This window comes from Micromonospora sp. WMMD730, from assembly GCF_049178955.1.
Lineage (GTDB): Bacteria > Actinomycetota > Actinomycetes > Mycobacteriales > Micromonosporaceae > Micromonospora > Micromonospora wenchangensis.
Window position 1 is genome coordinate 6,649,066 of the sequence record NZ_JBMHML010000002.1, and the last position, 18,565, is coordinate 6,667,630.

At 74.1% G+C, this 18,565-nt stretch carries 18 protein-coding genes; 6 read left to right on the plus strand and 12 right to left on the minus strand.

Annotation, left to right across the window (positions count from 1 at the left end):
• Positions 1-17: 17 nt before the first annotated feature.
• Together ACN265_RS28310 and ACN265_RS28315 are read right to left on the minus strand one after the other, a co-directional pair.
• Positions 18-1,259: a hypothetical protein gene (locus ACN265_RS28310; protein WP_421410616.1), complete on the minus strand. Its 1,242-nt coding sequence runs from the start codon at positions 1,257-1,259 to the stop codon at positions 18-20.
• Positions 1,246-1,779, minus strand: a complete 534-nt coding sequence (locus tag ACN265_RS28315; protein WP_357933955.1) for a SigE family RNA polymerase sigma factor — start codon at positions 1,777-1,779, stop codon at positions 1,246-1,248. Before ACN265_RS28315 ends, ACN265_RS28310 begins: the two co-directional genes overlap by 14 nt.
• A 192-nt stretch (positions 1,780-1,971) precedes the next feature.
• On the opposite strand from ACN265_RS28315, the gene ACN265_RS28320 reads away from it, so the two are divergent.
• Positions 1,972-3,261, plus strand: coding sequence for a sensor histidine kinase (locus ACN265_RS28320; RefSeq protein WP_421410617.1), 1,290 nt, complete (start codon positions 1,972-1,974; stop codon positions 3,259-3,261).
• The gene (locus tag ACN265_RS28325) at positions 3,249-3,914 is read left to right on the plus strand and encodes a response regulator (protein ID WP_420116168.1); all 666 of its coding nucleotides are present in this window, start codon (positions 3,249-3,251) and stop codon (positions 3,912-3,914) included. Before ACN265_RS28320 ends, ACN265_RS28325 begins: the two co-directional genes overlap by 13 nt.
• 25 nt (positions 3,915-3,939) lie before the next feature.
• On the opposite strand, the gene ACN265_RS28330 is transcribed toward ACN265_RS28325, so the two are convergent.
• The 9 genes from ACN265_RS28330 to ACN265_RS28370 all read right to left on the minus strand — a co-directional run bounded on the left by ACN265_RS28330 (position 3,940) and on the right by ACN265_RS28370 (position 14,534).
• Positions 3,940-4,653, minus strand: coding sequence for an ABC transporter ATP-binding protein (locus ACN265_RS28330; protein WP_421410618.1), 714 nt, complete (start codon positions 4,651-4,653; stop codon positions 3,940-3,942).
• Positions 4,650-5,657, minus strand: a complete 1,008-nt coding sequence (locus ACN265_RS28335; RefSeq protein WP_421410619.1) for an ABC transporter ATP-binding protein — start codon at positions 5,655-5,657, stop codon at positions 4,650-4,652. The genes ACN265_RS28330 and ACN265_RS28335 overlap by 4 nt, the downstream gene beginning before the upstream one ends.
• Positions 5,654-6,553 (minus strand): ABC transporter permease, encoded by a 900-nt coding sequence (locus ACN265_RS28340; protein WP_421410620.1) that lies wholly within the window; start codon positions 6,551-6,553, stop codon positions 5,654-5,656. The genes ACN265_RS28335 and ACN265_RS28340 overlap by 4 nt, the downstream gene beginning before the upstream one ends.
• Positions 6,546-7,559, minus strand: a complete 1,014-nt coding sequence (locus ACN265_RS28345) for an ABC transporter permease (protein ID WP_421410621.1) — start codon at positions 7,557-7,559, stop codon at positions 6,546-6,548. The genes ACN265_RS28340 and ACN265_RS28345 overlap by 8 nt, the downstream gene beginning before the upstream one ends.
• Complete coding sequence (locus tag ACN265_RS28350) at positions 7,556-9,187, minus strand: ABC transporter substrate-binding protein (protein ID WP_421410622.1); 1,632 nt, start codon at positions 9,185-9,187, stop codon at positions 7,556-7,558. Before ACN265_RS28350 ends, ACN265_RS28345 begins: the two co-directional genes overlap by 4 nt.
• Positions 9,188-9,402: 215 nt before the next feature.
• A complete protein-coding gene (locus ACN265_RS28355; RefSeq protein ID WP_357933976.1) occupies positions 9,403-10,722 on the minus strand; it encodes a cellulose binding domain-containing protein in 1,320 nt (439 codons plus the stop codon).
• 625 nt (positions 10,723-11,347) lie between these two features.
• Positions 11,348-12,607 carry an ABC transporter permease gene (locus tag ACN265_RS28360; protein ID WP_420116173.1) on the minus strand — a complete coding sequence of 420 codons (1,260 nt, stop codon included), beginning with the start codon at positions 12,605-12,607 and terminating at the stop codon, positions 11,348-11,350.
• The gene (locus ACN265_RS28365; RefSeq protein WP_088643779.1) at positions 12,604-13,260 is read right to left on the minus strand and encodes an ABC transporter ATP-binding protein; all 657 of its coding nucleotides are present in this window, start codon (positions 13,258-13,260) and stop codon (positions 12,604-12,606) included. The genes ACN265_RS28360 and ACN265_RS28365 overlap by 4 nt, the downstream gene beginning before the upstream one ends.
• 26 nt (positions 13,261-13,286) lie before the next feature.
• On the minus strand, positions 13,287-14,534 hold the full coding sequence (locus tag ACN265_RS28370) for a hypothetical protein (RefSeq protein WP_421410623.1): 1,248 nt from the start codon (positions 14,532-14,534) through the stop codon (positions 13,287-13,289).
• Positions 14,535-14,622: 88 nt separating this feature from the next.
• Here ACN265_RS28370 and ACN265_RS28375 point away from each other — a divergent pair, with 88 nt between their 5' ends.
• The 4 genes from ACN265_RS28375 (at position 14,623) to ACN265_RS28390 (ending at position 18,145) form a co-directional block, all read left to right on the plus strand.
• Positions 14,623-15,186: a hypothetical protein gene (locus tag ACN265_RS28375; protein ID WP_421410624.1), complete on the plus strand. Its 564-nt coding sequence runs from the start codon at positions 14,623-14,625 to the stop codon at positions 15,184-15,186.
• A 211-nt stretch (positions 15,187-15,397) separates the two neighbouring features.
• On the plus strand, positions 15,398-16,174 hold the full coding sequence (locus ACN265_RS28380; RefSeq protein ID WP_421410625.1) for a SigB/SigF/SigG family RNA polymerase sigma factor: 777 nt from the start codon (positions 15,398-15,400) through the stop codon (positions 16,172-16,174).
• 31 nt (positions 16,175-16,205) lie between these two features.
• A complete protein-coding gene (locus ACN265_RS28385; RefSeq protein WP_421410626.1) occupies positions 16,206-16,757 on the plus strand; it encodes a hypothetical protein in 552 nt (183 codons plus the stop codon).
• A 137-nt stretch (positions 16,758-16,894) separates the two neighbouring features.
• The gene (locus ACN265_RS28390) at positions 16,895-18,145 is read left to right on the plus strand and encodes a PP2C family protein-serine/threonine phosphatase (protein WP_421410627.1); all 1,251 of its coding nucleotides are present in this window, start codon (positions 16,895-16,897) and stop codon (positions 18,143-18,145) included.
• 6 nt (positions 18,146-18,151) lie between these two features.
• Here the strand turns inward: ACN265_RS28390 and ACN265_RS28395 are convergent, their stop codons facing one another.
• The gene (locus ACN265_RS28395; protein ID WP_421410628.1) at positions 18,152-18,499 is read right to left on the minus strand and encodes an STAS domain-containing protein; all 348 of its coding nucleotides are present in this window, start codon (positions 18,497-18,499) and stop codon (positions 18,152-18,154) included.
• Between the last annotated feature and the right edge of the window lie 66 nt (positions 18,500-18,565).

Genomic DNA, 18,565 nt, shown 5'->3' on the forward strand with positions numbered 1-18,565 from the left:
CGGAGTGGACGGTCCCGTTACGGCCGCAGGGCCTGCGCGGCCGGGGTCCAGGTCGACTCGTCCCTGACGTCGGCGACCCTGATCCCCTTGGCGACCTTCTCCAGCTCGGCCAGCGGCAGCCTGTTGCCCAGGCCCATCCCGCTGACCTGGAGCACGACCGTGCCGTCGGCGTTCCAGATGTTGCAGAAGCCGCCGCCTGCGGCGTCGTCGCCCGGGACCCGCCGGTCCGAGCCGGGGTAGCACTTCGTCACGCCCGGCTCCGGGGACTGGTTCGAGCTGCCGGCCGGCGTGACGAAGATGTGGAAGCCGTCCTTGATGCCGTTCTCGGTGGCGTCGTACGGCGCGGTCAGCCCCGAGGTGGGCGCGGCCGGCCGGGTGTACGTCGCGCCGCCGAAGTCACCGGCGCGGGCCGCGGCGATGCCGCTGAGGCCGGGCATGGCGTGCGTGCCCGACTGCAACGGGCGGTAGCCGGCCGGCACGTAGCCGACGGTGAACGGCACCGGGGCCGGCTTCGGCCGGCTGGGCTTCAGACCGCCGACCAGGCCGCCGAGGTCCTGGAAGCTGGGCGAGGACACGGAACTGGAGATCGACGTGACCGCCGCCCAGGCGTCGGGCGCGTACTCCCAGGCGAGCAGCTTGTTGCCCTCGTCGACCGGCTTGCTCGGGTCGAGGCCGACCGGCAGGGTCGCCTGCACGGCCTTGTGCCCGGCCACGGTGACCTTCCGGCCGTTCTTGACCCCGGCCGGGTCGAAGACACCCGGCCGGTAGACGGTCAGGTACGCCCACAGGCTGGGCTTGCCCCCGGTGGCCCGCTTCTTGCGCTCGATGGCGTCGCCGCCCGCCTCGATCTCGTCGGCCGTGACCGGCTTGTCGTTCGAGATGTGGCCGTCGGAGTAGACCGAGGCGATCTGGTAACCGACCGACGCGACGATCGGGTCCTGCACGTGCAGCGGGCCCGCGTCGTACCCCTTGAAGGTGAAGGTGAACGGCGGGGCGTCTGACCAGCGGGCCTCGGCCGGGCCGGCGGCCGCCGCACCCGCCGGGGGCGGCGCGGCGGTGGTGTCCCGCCCGGCGCCCAGGGTCGGCAGCGCGAACGCGCCGGCGACCGCGACCACGACCAGGCCGGCCGCGCCCGCCGAGGCGAACCCGGCCCGGCGACGCCGCTGCGCCCGCCGGCCCGCCGCGACGATGTCGTCGGCGGTACGGGTCATCGGTGGCTCCTGACCGGTCACCGCGTCCACGAATTCATGCAACTGCACTGGTCCACTCCTCGATCGAATTCCCGGTGAGATTGATGCGTTCGGCGGCGAGCGACTCGCGCAGCTTCGCCAGGCCACGGGAGACCTGGCTCTTGGCGGTGCCCACCGTGCAGTCGAGGACGCCGGCCGTGTCCTCCAGGCTCAGGCCCAGGTAGTGCCGGAGCACGACGGCGGCCCGCTGCCGGGCCGGTACGGCGTCGAGCGCGGCCCGCAGGCGCATCCGCTCGTCGGTCGCGTCGGCCGGGTCCCGCAGCGCGACGTCCGGCAAGGCGTCACCGGACGACCGCTCCCGCCGCCACGGCCGCCGGGTCTCGTCGACCGCCGCCCGGTAGACCATGGTCTTGACGTAGAGATCGGGCCGCTCCAGCTTCCGCCAGCGGGGATAGAGCTTGACCAGGGCGTTGGCCACGGCGTCCTCGGCCGCGTGCCAGTCACCGCAGGTCATGTACGCCAGCTTGCGCAGCGACGCCATCTGGGACGTCACGAACTCGCGGAACGCCTGTTCGTCTTCGGCTCTCACGTCGACTGCCTCCTTGTGCCGGAGGTAGAACGGGACCACCGGCCCGGGGAGTTGCACGGCCGGGTCAAGTAGTTGCCGGATCACGCTGCGCAACGGCGTCCGTCGACGTCCCGGCCGGGTAGGGCCAGGCATACCCGCAACGCTACGACCAGTGGGCTGGGCCGGGCGGCGTCGCCCTGACAGGGTTCGACCATGACCCCGGACGTACCCCTGCACCTGGCGGCGGCGCTGCGCCGACGCGACCACCTGCTCTCCCCGTGGCCGTGGCGGGCGCTGGCCTACCTCGCCACCACCCTGCCGGTCGCCGGCCCCCTGTCGATCGGGCTGCTCGTCGTCGGTGCGCCCCTGGTGGCCGTCCTCAACACGGTGCGGCAGGACCGCCCGGTCGAGCTGCCCATCGTCGTGTTCCTCACCGTCGTCGCCCTGCTGGTGCTCGCGTCGGCCCCGGTCGTCAGCATCGCGGTGGCCGCGGTCGAGCGGTGGCGGCTGCGCCTGGTCGACCCGCGACCGCTGCACCGACCCCGGTTCACGGGTCTGGTGGCCCGCTACACCAGCGCCGCGGCCTGGCGGGAGGTCGGCCACACCTTCCTGCTGGGCGGGCTCGTGCCGCTGGCGTACTGGCTGCTGTTCATGCTCGTGCTGCTCGACGGGACGTTGATCGTGAGCCCCTGGCTGGCCAGCGGCAACGACCCGGTCATCGTGGTCTGGACCACGATCGACACCCCCCGCCAGGCGATCCCGTACGCGGCCGTGGGCGTGCTGTGTGTCCCGGCGCTGGTGTACCTGGCCGTCCTGCTCGCCGCCGGCCAGGCGACGGCGGCCCGTTGGCTGCTCGACGGGTCCGCCGACACCACGGCGCTGCGGGAGGTCACCCGCTCCCGGGCCCGGCTGGTCGACGCGTACGAGGCCGAACGTCGCCGCATCGAGCGGGACGTGCACGACGGCGCGCAGCCCCGGCTGACCAGCCTCACCCTCCAGCTCGGCCTGGCCCGGCTGGACGTACCCGACGACTCCCCCGCCGCCCGACCGTTGGCCGTCGCGCACGAGCAGGCCAAGGGGCTGATGGTCACGCTCCGGCAGATCGTGCAGGGCATCCGCCCGCAGCACCTCACCGAACTCGGCCTGGCCGGCGCCGTCCGGGAACTGGCCGGGGCGGCCACCATCCCGGTCGACGTCCACGCCGACCTCCGGCAGCCGCTGCCGGAGGTGGTCGAGACCACCGCCTACTTCGTGGTGTCCGAGTCCCTGGGCAACGTGGCCCGGCACGCCCACGCGGGCCGGGCCGAGGTGCGACTGACCCGGTCCGCCGGCGGTCTCGTCGTCGAGATCGAGGACGACGGGTGCGGCGACGCCGACCCGGCCCGGGGCAGCGGACTGACCGGGCTCGCCGACCGGGTCGCCGCCGTCGACGGCCGGTTGCTGCTGTCCAGCCCGCCCGGCGGGCCCACCCTGGTGCGGGTGGAGCTGCCGTGTCCCCGGTGACCCGGGTCGTGCTCGCCGAGGACGAGGTGCTCCTGCGGGAGGGCATGATCGGCCTGCTGACCCGGTTCGACTTCGCGGTGGTCGCCGCCGTCGGCTCCGCCCCGGAGCTGCTGGAGGCGGTCGACGCGCACGAACCGGACCTGGTGGTGACCGACATCCGGATGCCGCCGCAGCACCGCGACGACGGGCTACGGGCCGCCGTCACCGCCCGCGCCGCCCGCCCGCACCTCGCGGTGGTGGTCCTCAGCCAGCACGTGCAGGCCGAGTACGCCGCGGCACTGCTCGACAGCGGGGACCGGCGTCGGGTCGGCTACCTGCTCAAGGACCGGGTCGCCGACGTCGCCGAATTCGCCGCGACCCTGCGTCGGGTCACCGACGGCGGCACGGCCATCGACCCCGACGTGGTGCGGCACCTGCTGCACCGCCCCCGCGACCCGCTCGCCGCCCTGTCCGCCCGGGAGCGGGAGGTGTTGGTGCTGCTGGCCGAGGGGCACTCCAACGCGGCGATCGCGGCCCGGCTGCACGTCACCGAGGCGGCGATCGGCAAGCACGTCGGCAACATCCTGGCCAAGCTCGACCTGCCGCCCAGCGACGACACCAACCGCCGGGTGCTCGCCGTCCTCACCTACCTGCGGACCGGCCCCGCCCGGTAGGTGCTGCGGGGGTCGGGCGTCGCCGTCACCGGGTCACCGCCGGCACCGGCAGGTCCACCACCCGGGTCGCCCAGCGGGCCAGCAGCGCCGGATCGTGGGTGATCAACAGCACGCCCGCGCGGTGCCGGCGCTGGTAGTCGGTGACGACGGCGGCGACGTGGGCCTGGGTGGAGGCGTCGAGCATGGCGGTGGCCTCGTCGCAGAGCAGGTGGTCGGGGCGGTGCACGAGGGCGCGGGCCAGGCAGGCGCGTTGCAACTGCCCGTCGCTGACCGCGTGCGGACGCCGGGTGAGCAGGTCGGGGGTGAGCCCGACCAGGTCGGCCAGTTCGGCCGTGCGGGCGGCCACCTGCCCGGCCGGCGTCCCGGTGGCGCGCAGCGGTTCGGCGATCAGGTCGGCCAGGCTCAACCGGGGGTCGCTCGCGGCGCGAGGGCTCTGGAACAGGATCGCCACCCGGGTCCGTACGGCGGCGGGCAACCGGTGCCGGACCCCGGCGACGGGTTCGCCGTCGAGGGTGATCCGGCCGCCGTCCGGGGCGTGCAGGAAGGCCAGCACCCGGGCGAGGGTGGACTTGCCGCTGCCGGAGGGGCCGCGCAGGCCGACCGTCTCACCGGGAGCGACGTGCAGGTCGACGCGGTCGAGGACGCGCTGCCGGCCGTAGTGGACGGTGACCTGGTGCGCGGCGAGCCCGGCGGGCGCGGTCGACCGGGGGCCGGTCGGGTCGTCGACAGTGGTCGTCATACCGGTGCTCCGGGGGTATGCGGGTGGTGGCAGGCGACCTGCCCGCTGCCGTCGGCCGTCGGGCGCGGCGGGGTACGGCAGGTGTCGGTGGCCCGGGGGCAGCGCGGGGCGAACGCGCAGCCGGCGGGCAGGTCGGTGAGCATCGGCGGATGACCGGGCACCGGGGTGAACGCCCGCTCGGGCAGGGCGTCGAGCAGCCCGGCGGTGTAGGGGTGGGCGGGCCTGTCGAACAGGTCCGGGGTGGGCCGGTGTTCGACGACGCGGCTGGCGTACATGACGGCCACGGTGTCGGCGACGCGGCGGGCGGCGGCGAGGTCGTGGGTGATGAGCAGGACGGCGGACCCGGCGTCGCAGCGGCGGCGCAGCAGGTCCAGGGTGTGCTCCACCAGCGGCCGGTCGAGGCCGCTGGTGGGTTCGTCGGCGAGCAGCAGCGACGGGTCGGGGGCCAGCGCCAGCGCGGTGGCCAGCCGCTGGGCCATCCCGCCGGACAGCTCGTGCGGGTAACGGTCGAGGTCGGCGGGGTGCAGGCCGACGTCGGCGGCGGCCCGCCCGGCGGCGTCGGCGACGTCGCGGCGGGGGTGTCCGTGGGCGCGCAGGGTCTCCTCCAGCAGCCGCCGGCCGGTGCGCACCGGGGTGAGGGCGGTGGCCGGGCTCTGCGGGACGAGGCCGACGACCCGCCCCCGGACGTGCCGGGCGAGGTGCCGTTCGCCCGCCGCGACCAGGTCGACCGGGGTGCCGTCCGCCGGGTGCAGGTGGGCGTGCCCGGTGACGGTGGCGTTGCGGGGCAGCAGGCCGAGCAGGGCGTGCGCGAGGACGGACTTGCCGCAGCCCGACTCGCCGACCACGGCCAGCAGCTCGCCGGGGTGCAGGTCGAGGCGCAGGTCGGTGACGGCGTGCACGACGGCGTCGGGGAGCCGGAACCGGACGGTCAGCCCGTCGACGGTCAGCAGCGCCGGCCGGCGGTCGGCGGCGGTGGGCACGGTGCTGGGGGCGCTCGTGGTCACAGCTGCAACTCCGCCCGTACGCGGGGGTCGAGGCGGTCCCGCCAGCGGCCGGTGAGCACGGCCAGGGCGAGGGTGACGGCGACCAGGGCCAGCCCGGGGACGATGCTGGCCCACCACGCGCCGGTGAGCAGGGACCGCTGGCCGTCGTTGATCATGTTGCCGATGGAGGCGAGGTGCGGCGGCAGGCCCAGGCCGAGGAAGGACAGCGCGGTCTCGTGCCAGACGGCGTGCGGCACCATCAGCGTGGTCGCCAGCGCGAGCCGGGGCAGCACGTGCGGCAGCAGGTGCCGGGTGAGTACCCGGGCCCGGCCCGCCCCGCCGGAGATCGCGGCGTCGACGAACGGCCGGGACCGCAGGCTGAGCAGTTCGGAACGGACGATCCGGGCGGTGGACAGCCAGTGCGTCAACGCGATGGAGGCGACGACCGCGCCGAGGCTCGGCCGCAGCATCGCCACGATGAAGATGCCCAGCAGCAGGTGCGGCAGGGCGGCGACGGTGTCGACGACCCGCATCAGCACCCGGTCGACGCGCCCGCCGACACTGCCGGCGACCGCGCCGACGAGACCACCGATGACGGTGGCGACCAGCGCGGCGACCACCCCGACGAGCAGCGAGACGCGCAGCCCGTAGAGGCTGCGCAGGGCCACGTCCCGGCCCAGGTCGTCGGTGCCGGCCAGGTGCTCGGGCGAGGGCGCGAGCCGGGTCCGGGCGAGGTCGACCGCGCTCTGGTCCAGCGGCCACAGCAGGGGCGCGAGCAGGCAGGCGACGACCGCGACGACGAGCACGGCGGCGGCCACCCCCGCGCCGGGCCGACCGCCCCGCAGCAGGGTGGCCGACCGGCGCGGCGGCAGGCGTCGGGCGGGCGGGGCGGCCGGCGGTGGGGCGAGGTCAGTCATCGAGGCGTACCCGGGGGTCGGCGGCGGCGTAGCCGAGGTCGGCGGCCAGATTCGCGGCCAGCACCACGACGGTGGTGGCCAGGGTGGTGGCGGCCAGCAGCGGGAAGTCGGCGCCCAACGCCGCCTCGACGGTGACCGCACCGAGGCCCGGCAGCGAGAAGACGGTCTCCACCAGCACCGCGCCGCCGACGAGCTCGGGCAGGTGGGTGCCGACCAGGGTGAGGAAGGGCAGCAGCGCGGTCCGCAGCGCGTGGCCGAACAGGACGGTACGGCCGGGCAGCCCCCTGGCGCGGGCGGCCAGCACGTGGTCGTCGCGCAGGCTCTCGGCGACGGCGTCCCGGACGAACAGCACGAACCACGGGGCCTGGGAGATCGCCAGCACGGTCACCGGCAGCACCAGGTGCCGGGCCACGTCGGCCGGGTCGGTGCCGGTCGCGGTGATGTCGGTGAGCCCACCGGCGGGCAGCCAGCCCAGGGTGAGGGCGAACACGGCGATCGCGGCCAACCCGATCCAGAACACCGGCATCGACTGCACGGCGTACGCGACGGACCGCAGGGCGCGGTCGAAGACGCCACCGCGCCGGTACGCGGCCAGGGTGCCCAGCAGCACGCTGGCCACCAGGACGAGAGCGAGGGCCAGTCCGACGAGCAGCAGGGTCCAGCCGGCGCGGGCGGCCAGCACGGAGGTGACGGGTTCGTGGCGGCTGGTGGACCAGCCGAGGTCGCCGCGCAGCAGGTTGCCCACCCAGCGGGCGTACTGCACCGGCAGCGGGTCGTCGACTCCCCAGTTCGCGCGGAGCTGCGCGAGGTTCTCCTCGCTGGTGGTGAAGGCCGCCGCGCCCGCGTACTGCTGCGCCGGGTCGATCGGGGAGGCCGCGCCGAGGGCGAACATGCCCATGCTGGTCGCGGCGAGCACCGGTACGGCGACCAGCAGCCGGCGGCGGATCATGACCCCGGCCCCGGCCAGCCGCCGACGGCGCACCGGCGGTGGGGCCGGCGTCGTCACGACGTCTTCTCCCAGGTGTGCACGTTCCACCAGAGGCTGTTGGCGACGTCGTGCTCGTGCGGCTCGACCCGGGGCGTCACCCCGGTCACGGTGTCGCGCACCACGTAGGTGTGTTGCAGGTAGGTGAGGAACACCCACGGCACGTCGGCGGCGAGCTGCTTCTGGAAGGTGGCGTACGCGGCCCGTCGGGCGGCCGGGTCGGCGGTGTCCCGGCCGGCCTGCAGGGCGGCGTCGACGGTGGCGGACCGGTAGGAGCCGGGGTTGAAGAAGCCCTGCCCGGCGAAGGCGGAACCGAACAGCTTGAACGAGACGAAGTCCGGGTCGTACGGGGTGCCGTACCCCATGACCAGCGCGTCGGTCTTCATCCGGGGGGTGATCGCGTCCCAGGTGAGACCCTGCGGGGTGACCGCGACACCGATCTTCCTGGCGTCGGCGGTGAACGCCAGGGCCAGTTCCTTGCGCAGGCTGTCGGTGGCCGGGTACATCAGGGTGAACGCGGCCTGCCGCCCGTCCCTGGCGCGGATGCCATCCGGGCCGGGGGTCCAGCCGGCGGCGTCGAGGATCGCGGCGGCGGCGGCCCGCTCGGCGGTGGGCCGCCCGGTGACCGACGGCTCGGCGAACTCGGAGGTGGGCGGCACCGGGCCGAACGCCGGCTCCCCCGCCCCGCCGAGCACCCCGGTCACCATGGCCTGCCGGTCCACCGCCGCGTGCAACGCCCGGCGGACCGCCAGGTCGCCCAGGACGGGGTTGCCCATGGGCAGCATCACGCCCCGGTAGTCGGCGGTGGGGACCTTGCGCACCTGCTGACCGGCCTGGCCGTCGAATCCGGTCGCCAGCTTCGGCGGCAGCTCGGCCGCGTCGAACTCGCCGGCCCGCATCCGCTGCGCGCGGACGTTGTCGTCGGCGACGAACGCCACCACCACGCCCGGGTTCGCCGGTTTGCCACCCCAGTACCGCTCGTTCGCCGCCAGCACCAGCCGGTCCCCCGGCGTCCACGACGTCATCCGGTACGGGCCGGTGCCGATCGGCCTGCGGTTGAACTCCGCCTTGTTGACGTCCTGCCCCTCGAACGCCTTCGCCGGCACGATGCCCAGCGCCAACCGTTGCCGGAACGGCGCGTAGGGGTGTTTGAGGGTGAAGACCACGGTGGACGGGTCGGGAGCGGTGACGGAGGCGAGCATGTCGAGGTCCGACCGCAGCGTCGAGTCGACCTTCGGGTCCAGCACCGCCTGGTAGGTGAAGACGACGTCCCCGGCGGTGAGCGGGCTGCCGTCGTGGAACAGCACCCCCTCACGCAGGGTCGCGGTGACCGTCCGGCCGTCCGCCGACACCGTCGGCAGTTCCCGCGCCAGGGCCGGCACGAGCTGGTTGCGGGCGTCCCTGGCGACCAGCCCGTCGAAGATCAGCGACGCGCCGTCGGGGCCGTAGTTGAGCATCGGGTTGAGGGTGTCGGGCTCACCCGCCGTGGCCACCACGACCGGGCCGCCTGCGGTGCGGCCGGTCGACGACGGCGTCGGGGACGCGCAGCCGGCGACGACGGCCAGGACGATGCCGAGCAACGCCGGCAGGCGTACGGACCGGGACGTGACGTGCTCGGGGGAGATTCCGTCCGTGCGCTCGGGCCCCACCGGCAGCTCCCTCGGGTCGTGGATCGACGCAGCGGCGGGCACTCGGGCCAGGTGGGATCATCGCAGGCCCGGGTACCCGCCACTGCTGCCACTATCGCGTAATTGCCAGTCTTTGGCAATAAGGCCCGCCCCGCGGCACGGCCGCCACACCGACCGGCCCGGAACGGACGGCGGGCCCGGAGCCTGGTGGCTCCGGGCCCTGAGGGCGTCCGTGATCAGGAGATGGCGCAGGTGATGTTGCCGGGCGGCGGGGTGCCGTTGCCGGTGGCGGTGAACCCGAAGGTGGTCGAGCCGTTGGGCGCGAGCGCGCCGTTGTAGGCGGCGTTGCGGACGGTGACGTTGCCGGTGGTGCCGGTGTTGACGCCGTTCCAGACGCTGCTGATCGCCTGGCCGCTGCCCAGGCTCAGACCCACGGCCCAGCCGGTGATCGCACCGGAGCTGGTGTTGGCCACGGTGACCTCACCCTGGAAACCGCCGGGCCAGCTGTTGACCGCCTTGTAGGTGGCGGTGCAGCCGCCGGGCCCGCTGGTGGGCGGCGGGGTGGTGGGCGGAGGCGTGGTCGGCGGGGCGGTGGTGGGCGGCGGGGTCGTCGGCGGAGCGGTGGTCGGCGGGGGCGTGGTCGGCGGCGTGGTGGACTGGAACTGGCTGAAGAAGCGCCAGATCTCGCCCGAGGTCCAGGTCCGCGAGTCGTTGGGGGTGCCCGACCCGTCGACCGGGCTGGGGGTGTGGTCACCGTCGAACGCGGCCCACTGCACCGGGAAGCCGGAACGGCAGCCCGAGTAGACGGTGGTGATGTGGGTGAAGGTGTTGAGACCCGGCTCGCGCGGGCTCTGCGCGGTGCACCCGTTGTTCCGGACGAACGTGTCGCGCAGCGACCGGCCCATCGAGATGTTCAGCACGCTGTCGTGGGTGCCGTGGATGCCGAAGTACGGCACCGGCTGGGTGCCGCCGCTGCAGCCACTGAGCTGGGCACCGGACAGCACGGCGACCGCGCGGACGACGGTGGGCCGGGCGCAGGCCACCGCGTAGCTCATCGCGCCGCCGTAGCTCCAGCCCAGCACGAACCGCTGGGTGGTGTCGACGCACAGGTCGTTCTCGACCTGCCGGAGGATGTCGTCGAAGAGGGTCAGGTCCCGGCCGTTGGTGTTGGCCCAGCCGGCGTCGATGCCCTGCGGGGCGACGAAGATCGTGCTGTTGTTGGACAGCGGCAGCAGGCCGTAGTAGCCGGCCGAGGAGACGTTCTGCGCCGAGCCGTTCAACCAGTGGAAGCCGACGACCAGCCGGTACTGGCGGTTGCGGTCGTAGCCGTCCGGAATCCGCAGGATGTAGCTGCGGTTCTGCCCGCTGCTGGTGATCGTGCGCGTCCCGTTGCTCAACGTGGGGGCCTTGCCGCAGCCCGCCGTCGCCGCGAGGGTGCCGTTCGTGGCCGCCTCCGCCGTCGCGGAGAGGCCGCCGTTCAACGCGCCGCCGACGGTCGCCGCGAGCAGGACGGCCGCGGCGGCGATGGTCGGGAGTAGGTGTCTGTGTCTGACCATTGCTTGGCTCCTTGCCATGGGTCTGGTGTCCCGGTGGTGATACGCGGAGTCGACCCGGCGATGGCCGGCGGGGACGGCAGGATGCGGTGGACACCCGCACCCCGTCTCCTCGCCCGGGCGGGGCGACTCGGGTGGGCGGACGCGCCCGTTCGGCGCGGACGGCACGACGGCTCGGTGGAGCGGCCCGGATCTGGTCGTCGACCGGCAGGGCGGCGCGAGGGGATGCCCTCGTGTGCCGCTGCCAACGGACTCCGACGACGGGAAGCGTGCCCTTCGCTCCCGGCCGAAAGATAGCAGGTTATCGATAACATGCTCAACCGGACGGGCAACGTCGACTGCGGGCACATCCTCGACCGACCCGGCGAACACGGGGGCTGACCTGCGCCGGGACGGGCCGACCGTTCCCGGGACCGGCAGCCGTTGCCGAAACTATCGGAGGCACCGGCTCGTAACTTTCTGGACCTGGCCGGTCGACGGATGTGACCGTTAACGGCAGTGGACAGCCGGGCGCGGGCGACCCGGCTGTCCGCTGCGACACCCGCCGGGTCGGGAGGGACGCCCGACCGGGCGGCGGATCCGGACCGGTGGCCGGACCCCGCCGCACCGGACCCGCCGCCGGCCCGGCTCAGATGCTGGCGAGCGCCTCGGTCGGCGGCAGGGCGGCGGCCCGCATCGACGGGTAGACGCCGGCCACCACCCCCACCACCGCCGCACCGCCCAGCCCGGCCAGCGTCGAGGCGAGCGGGATCACCACCGGCCACTGGTGGTACGCGGCGTAGCCGGCGGTGACGGCCAGCCCGAGCAGCGTCCCGACGACCCCGCCCAGCGACGCCAGGGCCACCGACTCGGTGAGGAACTGGCCACGGATCTGCCCCCGGTGGGCACCGAGCGCGCGTCGCAGACCGATCTCGGCCCGCCGTTCCAGCACCGAGATGACCATCGTGTTGGCCACCCCGATCCCACCCACCAGCAGCGCCACCGCGGCCAGGGCCAGAAACAGCGACGAGAAGGCGTTCTCGGTGGCGCGCTTCGCGGCCAGCGCGTCGGAGGGGCGGCTGACCAGCACGTCGGCCGGGCTCTGCGGGTTGACCGTCTCGGGCAGCACCGCCCGGACCTGCTCCACCGCCGGCTCCAACGACCGGACGTAGAGCACCGTGGGATGCCCGTCGAAGCCCAGCTCGGACTGCGCAGCCGGCCAGCCGACCAGCACCGACCGGTCGATGTCCGGCAGCAGCGGGACGGCGGCCAGGATGCCGACCACGGTGAACCACCGGTCGCCGATCATCACCTGCTGGCCGGGCCCGCCCCCGGCGGGCACGTCGCGTACGCCCAGCCGGGCCGCCGCGACCGCGCCGAGCACCACGGTGGGGAAGCGTGCCGTCGCCGGGGTGAGCCAGCTTCCGTGCTGGACCCGGGCGTTGATGATCGGGAGCAGGTCGAGCTGGCTGGCCAGCACCGTCAGGCCGGAGCCGTCGACGGGGTCGGTACGGTCGGAGCGGCGGACCAGCCGGTGGGTGTTGGCGACCGCGCTGACGCTGGTCACCGGGCCCACCCGCCGGACCATGGCGGTCGACTCCTTCGGCAGCAGCGCCGGTGGGTCCTGGTCGGGCAGCGCCCGCACCTCCAGCATGTTGGTGCCGAGCGCGGACAGTTCCCGCATCAGCTGGGCCTGGCTGGAGGCCGGAATGCCGGTCACCACGATCATCGTGGCGATCCCGATGGCGATGCCGAGCGCCGACAGCGCGGCCCGGGTGCGCCGGGTACGGATGCCGAGCAGCCCCAGCCCGAGCAGGTCGGTCACGGCCAGCCGGACCGGCCGGGCGGCCTCGCGGGCCGTACCCGGATGCGCCCGGTGCGGCGTACCCCCGGTGGTGGGTGTGCTCATCGGGGCGTCACCACCCGGCCGGAGTCGGCGACCAGGTGGCCGTCGCGCAGCTCCACCCGGCGGGGCAGGCGGGCGGCGATGTCCCGGTCGTGGGTGATCACGGCGATGGTGGTGCCCTCGGCGTGCAACCGGTACAGCAGCTCCAGGACGGCCTGGCCGGTACGGGTGTCCAGCGCGCCGGTGGGTTCGTCGGCGAGCAGCAGCGCGGGCTGGTGGACCAGGGCGCGGGCGATCGCCACCCGCTGCCGTTCCCCGCCGGAGAGCTGGTGCGGCAGGTGGGTGACGCGGTGTGCCAGGCCGACCCGGTCCAGCGCGGCGAGGGCCAGCGGCCGGCGGTCCCGGCGGGGCACCCCGGCGTAGAGCAGTCCGGTGGCGACGTTCTCGGCGGCGGTGAGCCCGGCGGTGAGGTGGAACTGTTGGAAGACGAAGCCCAGCCAGCGCCCGCGCAGCGCGGACAGCTGCCGGTCGGAGAGCCCGGCGACGTCGAGGCCGCCGAGGTGCACCGTGCCGGAGGTCGGCCGGTCCAGCGTGCCCATGATGTGCAGCAGCGTCGACTTGCCGGAGCCGGACGGGCCGACGATGGCCAGCATCTCGCCCTCGGTGATGTCGAGCGAGACGCCGGCGAGGGCGGTGACCCCACCGGGGTAGCGCATGGCGGCGTCGCGTACGGCCAGCACGGTCACGAGGCGGTCACCACCGTGAGGTCCTCGGTGATCCCGTCGCCGGAGACCTCGACCATGCCCTTGGCGAACATGCCGGTGGTGACGGCGACGAACCGTCCACCGTCGGCCAGTTGCAGCGCGTAGCCGCCCTCGCTGAGCGCCACCAGCGCGCCGACCGGTACGGCGAGGACACCCTCCCGGGTCTCGCCGGCCAGGTCGACCTGCACGTCGGCGGCGTCGATCCCTTTCAGGTCGTCGTCCACGGTCACCGTGACGGCCCGCTTCGGCGTGCCGGTCGGTCCGGCGTTGTCATCCTGGGTGACGGCGGTGGCGACCGCCGAGACGGTGCCGTCGACGGTCTTGTCGCCCGGCAGCGTCACCGTCACCCGGTCGCCCCGCTGGATGGTGCCGGCCTCGGCCGCCTCGGCCTGGACGGTGATCACCTTCGCGGTCGGGGTGACGGTCAACAGCGGCGTCTCGGCGGGGTCCCCGCGCAGCGCGGTGACGGCGTCGACCCGGACCGCGCCGGGCAGCACCGCCACGTCGCCGACGGCGATCCGGCCGGTCACCGGCAGTTCGGCGTCCTGCTGCCAGCGCTTGATGGCCCGCATCAGCGAGCCGGTCAGCACCCCCTCGCCCTTGCGGACGACGACCCGGGCCGGGGCGGCGGCCGTCGGCGTGGGTGCCGCCGCGCCCTGCCCGGAGGTGCCCCTGTCCTGCTCCGGTGCCGCCTGCTGACCGGTGGGCGGGGCGGAGGTGGCGGGCTTCACCGGTCGGGAGACCTTCTCCCCCGGTACGGGCTGGTAGCCGATCTCGTACCCCAACGCCTTGAGGTTGGTGGCGACGACCCGCACGTCGCGGCCGACCGTGCCGGGTTCGGCCAGGTCGCGGTAGAGCGGCAGGCCGCCGTAGAACAGCGGCACCGGCCGGTCGTCGATCCGGTAGAGCTGCTTGCCCCGGGTGACCGTCGCGCCGGCCGGCGGCAGCCAGGTGACCGTCCCGCTGCGGCCGCCCTTCACCGGTTCCGCCCGCCCGTACCCGAGGGTGCCGGTCAGCGACACGGTGGTGGCGAGGTCGGTCCGTACGACGGTGGTGGTCTGCACCGGGACCGGCGGGTTCCCGCCGGCCGTGGCCGGAGCACGGTGGACGGACCAGACGACGCCACTGGCGACGACCGCCACCACCAGGGTCAGCACGGCCGGGACGACGACGCGTCGACCGGTACGGCGCGGTGGGCTCTGCGCTGGTGACTGTTCTGTTGACACACCGCGAGCATGGCGACGGTTCTTCAGAAACCTGTCAGGTCCGGGAATCCACACGGGTTCCTGACATCACGCCCCGACCGTGGGCAGCATGTCGCACACGTTCCTCACCATGGTCCGCTTCGCCGTACCGGCACTGGTGGTCGGTTGCCTGCTCGCCGGTTGTTCCGCCGCCCCGACCGACGACCGGGTCGACGGCTCACGGGTGGCCTCGGTGCAGAGCCCCACCACAGGCGCCACCGGTCGCGCCGACGTCGAGGACCGGCGTCCGCTGATCCCCCTCGACGCCACCAACGACGAGATCGAGGCCCTGCGGGCGGCCTGGGGACGGTGTGTGGCGAAGGAGGGCGGCCCCGGCTACGAGGACGGCCGCAGCGTGATCTGGAGGGAGAGCCAGAACGACCCGAAGGCGAAGCGGGTCCGGGCGGCGTGCCGGTCGACGGAGCCGGAGTTCTTCGAGGAGCGTCAGAAGCGCACGGACAACGCGGCGTTCCGCGACAACCAGCGCGAGTGGTACCAGTGCGCCAAGAAGGCCGGTTACCGGTTGACCACGCCGGACGAGGACGGCGAGTTCGGGATCACCGAGGTCGGCCCGAACGGTGACTTCCAGTCGCCCAAGATGACGGCGTGCCGGCGGGAGGCGTTCAGTAGGTGACCGGGGGCGTCGGGCGACCTACCAGCAGGATATCCACCGTTCGGCTGGTAATCGACAGCCCGTTCGGGTAGCGTCGGTCCAACAAATGGACTACATGACGCGGTGACCGTGCCCGTGATCGTGACCCTGCGACAGCGCGCAGCCCGTCCGCGTGCTCCGGCGTCAGTCGATGTGTCGCCTCCGATCAGCGGGCACCTGCGGAAGGTCCAGCATGCTCAGCACCTCCGAACCGACCCTCGACCCGACCAGCACCGCCGACGACCTGGTGGCCACGATGGCCGCCCTACCGGCCGACGATCCGCGTCGCCCGGCGCTGCGGGCCCGGGCCATCGAGGCGTGGCTGCCGCTCGCCCGGCACCTGGCCCGCCGCTACACCGGACGCGGCGTCCAGGACGACGACCTCACCCAGACCGCGGCGGTCGGGCTGATCAAGGCGGTCGACCACTTCGACCCGGCCCGGGGCGTCGCCTTCACCGGGTACGCCATCCCCACCGTCATCGGTGAGATCAAGCGGTACTTCCGGGACCGCACCTGGTCGGTGCGGGTTCCCCGCCGGCTCCAGGAGCTGCGCCTGGCGATCAGCGAGGCGAACGGCACCCTCGCCCACACGTTGGGGCGCTCGCCGACCGTCGCCGACATCGCCGGCTACCTCGACCTGTCCGAGGAGACCATCCTGGAGGGTCTGGAGGGGGCCCGCGCCTACCGGGCGACCTCGCTGTCCACCCCCATCGGCACCGACGGCGGCATGGAACTCGCCGACACCCTCGGCGCCGAGGACCACGACCTCGAACTCGTCGAGATCCACGTCGCCCTCGGCCCCGCCCTCGCCGCCCTGCCGGAACGCGAACGCCTGATCCTGACCCTGCGGTTCCACGGCAACCTGACCCAGTCGGAGATCGCCGACCGGGTCGGCATCTCCCAGATGCACGTCTCCCGGCTGATCACCCGGGCGCTGGCCACCCTGCGCGGCCGGCTCGCCGCCGGGTGAGTACGGCGGGCGACCATGGGTAATCCGCGCCATGGCGCGCTACACGAAACCCGAGCTGCGCGAGCAGCTCAAGGAGGAGATCCGGGCCGGCGACCGGGGCGGACGACCGGGGCAGTGGTCGGCGCGCAAGTCGCAACTGCTGACCCGCGAGTACCAGCAGCGCGGCGGCGGCTACCAGGGCCCGAGGGACGAGCGTCAGCAGTCCCTGCGCCGCTGGGGCGACCAGAAGTGGCGGACCAGGCAGGGCACCACCCGGGCCCGGCACGACGGTGAGACCGACAGGTACCTGCCCGACAAGGCGTGGAAGCAGCTCTCCCCGCAGCAGCAACGGGCCACCGACGCGCGCAAGCGCCGGGCGTCGACCTCCGGCCGGCAGTACGTGGCCAACACCGGCCCGGCCAGACGCGCACGCCGCAACGTCACCTCGGGTGCTTCGCTGACCGAACTGACCGTGGCCGAGGCGACGAAGCACGTCCGCGATCTCGACACCGCCCAGCTGCGGGCCGCCCTGCGGGCCGAACGCCGGGGCAAGGGCCGTAGGACGCTGATCAGTCGGCTGGAGTCCGCGCTGGCCCGCCGCTGACCGGACCGGGTGGCGTGGCCCGGCCACGTCGGTGGGGCCACCGCCCGTACGGCGGACCGGGGCGGGACCGCTACCGCCCGGTCGCCGGGCCGGTCGCTCGTGAGGCGGCCAGCACCGGGAGTGCATATGCTCGACGCGTGGAGGACAGCGAGCAGATCGTGCTGGCCGAGATGCTGCAGTCGGCCGAGGACGCCGCGCCGGTCGAGGCGGTCGAGGCGGTCACCGGGGCGATCGCCACGGCGTTGAACGCGCTCGGCGTATCCCTACTGATCGCCGACCTCAGCGGCCGGGCCCTGGTCCGGCTGACCCATCAGCCGGGTGTCGCCGGGCCGGGTCGCCTCCAGGGCGAGGAACTCGCCGAGGTGCTGCCCTTCGACGGCGGCCCCTACGAGCAGGCGGTCCGCCACCAGGTCCCCCGGGTGCTGGTCGGCGACGGCCGGTGGACGCTGCTCGCCCCGGTCACCGAACGCGGCGAGGTCATCGGTCTACTGGAGATCGACCTGCCCGACGAGCCGGACACCGAGGTGATCGACCGGGTCGCCCGTACGGCGCACGCGCTGGCGTTCGTGGTGATCGCCAACCGGCGGCACACCGACCTGTTCGAGTGGGGGCAGCGCAGCACCCCGTTCACCCTCTCCGCCGAGATCCAGCGTCGGCTGCTGCCCGCCTCGTTCACCTGCGAGGCCGGGGCGTTCGCCCTGTCCGGCTGGTTGGAACCGGCCGCCAGCATCGGCGGGGACACCTTCGACTACAGCGTGGCCCGGGACGTGCTGCACGTCAGCGTCACCGACGCGATGGGGCACGGGGTCGCCAGCGCGCTGACCGCCACCCTGGGGGTGGGCAGCCTGCGCAACACCCGCCGCCGGGGGATGGGCCTCACCGGTCAGGCCGACGAGGCCAACCGCGCCATCGCCGCACACGCCAACGTCCGTGGCGCGTACGTGACGGCGGTGCTGGGCCGCATCGAGTTGTCCACCGGGCGCTGCGAGCTGCTCAACGCCGGGCACGTCCCGCCGATGCTGGTCCGCGACGGCCGGACCACGGTGCTGGAGCTGCCCGGCAACTTTCCGCTGGGCATGTTCCCCGAGGCGGGGTTCCGCAGCGGGGAGGTCGTCCTGCGGCCCGGTGACCGGCTGGTCGTGGTGACCGACGGGATGCGCGAACGCAACGCCGCCGATCTCGACCTGCCCGCCGCACTGCACGACATCGCGTCGTTGCACCCCCGCGAGGCGGTCCGGGCGCTGTCGGACGCGGTGCTGGCCACCGCCGGCCCCGAGCTGGCCGACGACGCCACCCTGATGATCATCGACTGGTACGGCGGCCACGGGCCGCGCCGCAGCACCGCCGGTGCGGACACCGACCGGGCCAGCGCTCCGTCTTCCCGGTGAGGACGTTCACGCCGCCCGGGCCGCCGCCTCGGCGTCGCGCACCGTGTCGAAGACGGCGACGACCTGGTCGACCCCGGTGATCGACAACACCGTACGGACCGGTCGGCGTACCCCGGCCAACCCCAGCCAGCCGTTGCGTTCCCGCAGCTCACGGAAGGCGACCACCAGCGCGCCGAGGCCGCTGGAGTCCATGAAGCCGACGCCGGTCAGGTCGACCACCACCACCCGGGTGCCGCCCTCGATCACCTCGCGCAACCGTTCCCGCAGTTGGGGGGTGGTGCTCATGTCGAGGTCGCCGACGACTTCGACCACCGTGCCGGCCCCCTCCTGGCGGGTCGACAGCGTGAATTCCACCTGAGCCCCCTTCGTCACGTCCGGTGCGCGGTACGTCGTACCCACGGTGCCAGAAACCGAACCCAA

Coding starts and splice junctions, on each gene's coding strand:
- ACN265_RS28365 (WP_088643779.1), bottom strand. CDS start 13,260: ATGCGCTACCCCGGTGGGGTCACCGCCCTCGCCGGCGTCTCGCTCGAC.
- ACN265_RS28385 (WP_421410626.1), top strand. CDS start 16,206: ATGGCGCGCTACACGAAACCCGAGCTGCGCGAGCAGCTCAAGGAGGAG.
- ACN265_RS28320 (WP_421410617.1), top strand. CDS start 1,972: ATGACCCCGGACGTACCCCTGCACCTGGCGGCGGCGCTGCGCCGACGC.
- ACN265_RS28375 (WP_421410624.1), top strand. CDS start 14,623: ATGTCGCACACGTTCCTCACCATGGTCCGCTTCGCCGTACCGGCACTG.
- ACN265_RS28355 (WP_357933976.1), bottom strand. CDS start 10,722: ATGGTCAGACACAGACACCTACTCCCGACCATCGCCGCCGCGGCCGTC.
- ACN265_RS28330 (WP_421410618.1), bottom strand. CDS start 4,653: ATGACGACCACTGTCGACGACCCGACCGGCCCCCGGTCGACCGCGCCC.
- ACN265_RS28340 (WP_421410620.1), bottom strand. CDS start 6,553: ATGACTGACCTCGCCCCACCGCCGGCCGCCCCGCCCGCCCGACGCCTG.
- ACN265_RS28380 (WP_421410625.1), top strand. CDS start 15,398: ATGCTCAGCACCTCCGAACCGACCCTCGACCCGACCAGCACCGCCGAC.
- ACN265_RS28360 (WP_420116173.1), bottom strand. CDS start 12,607: ATGAGCACACCCACCACCGGGGGTACGCCGCACCGGGCGCATCCGGGT.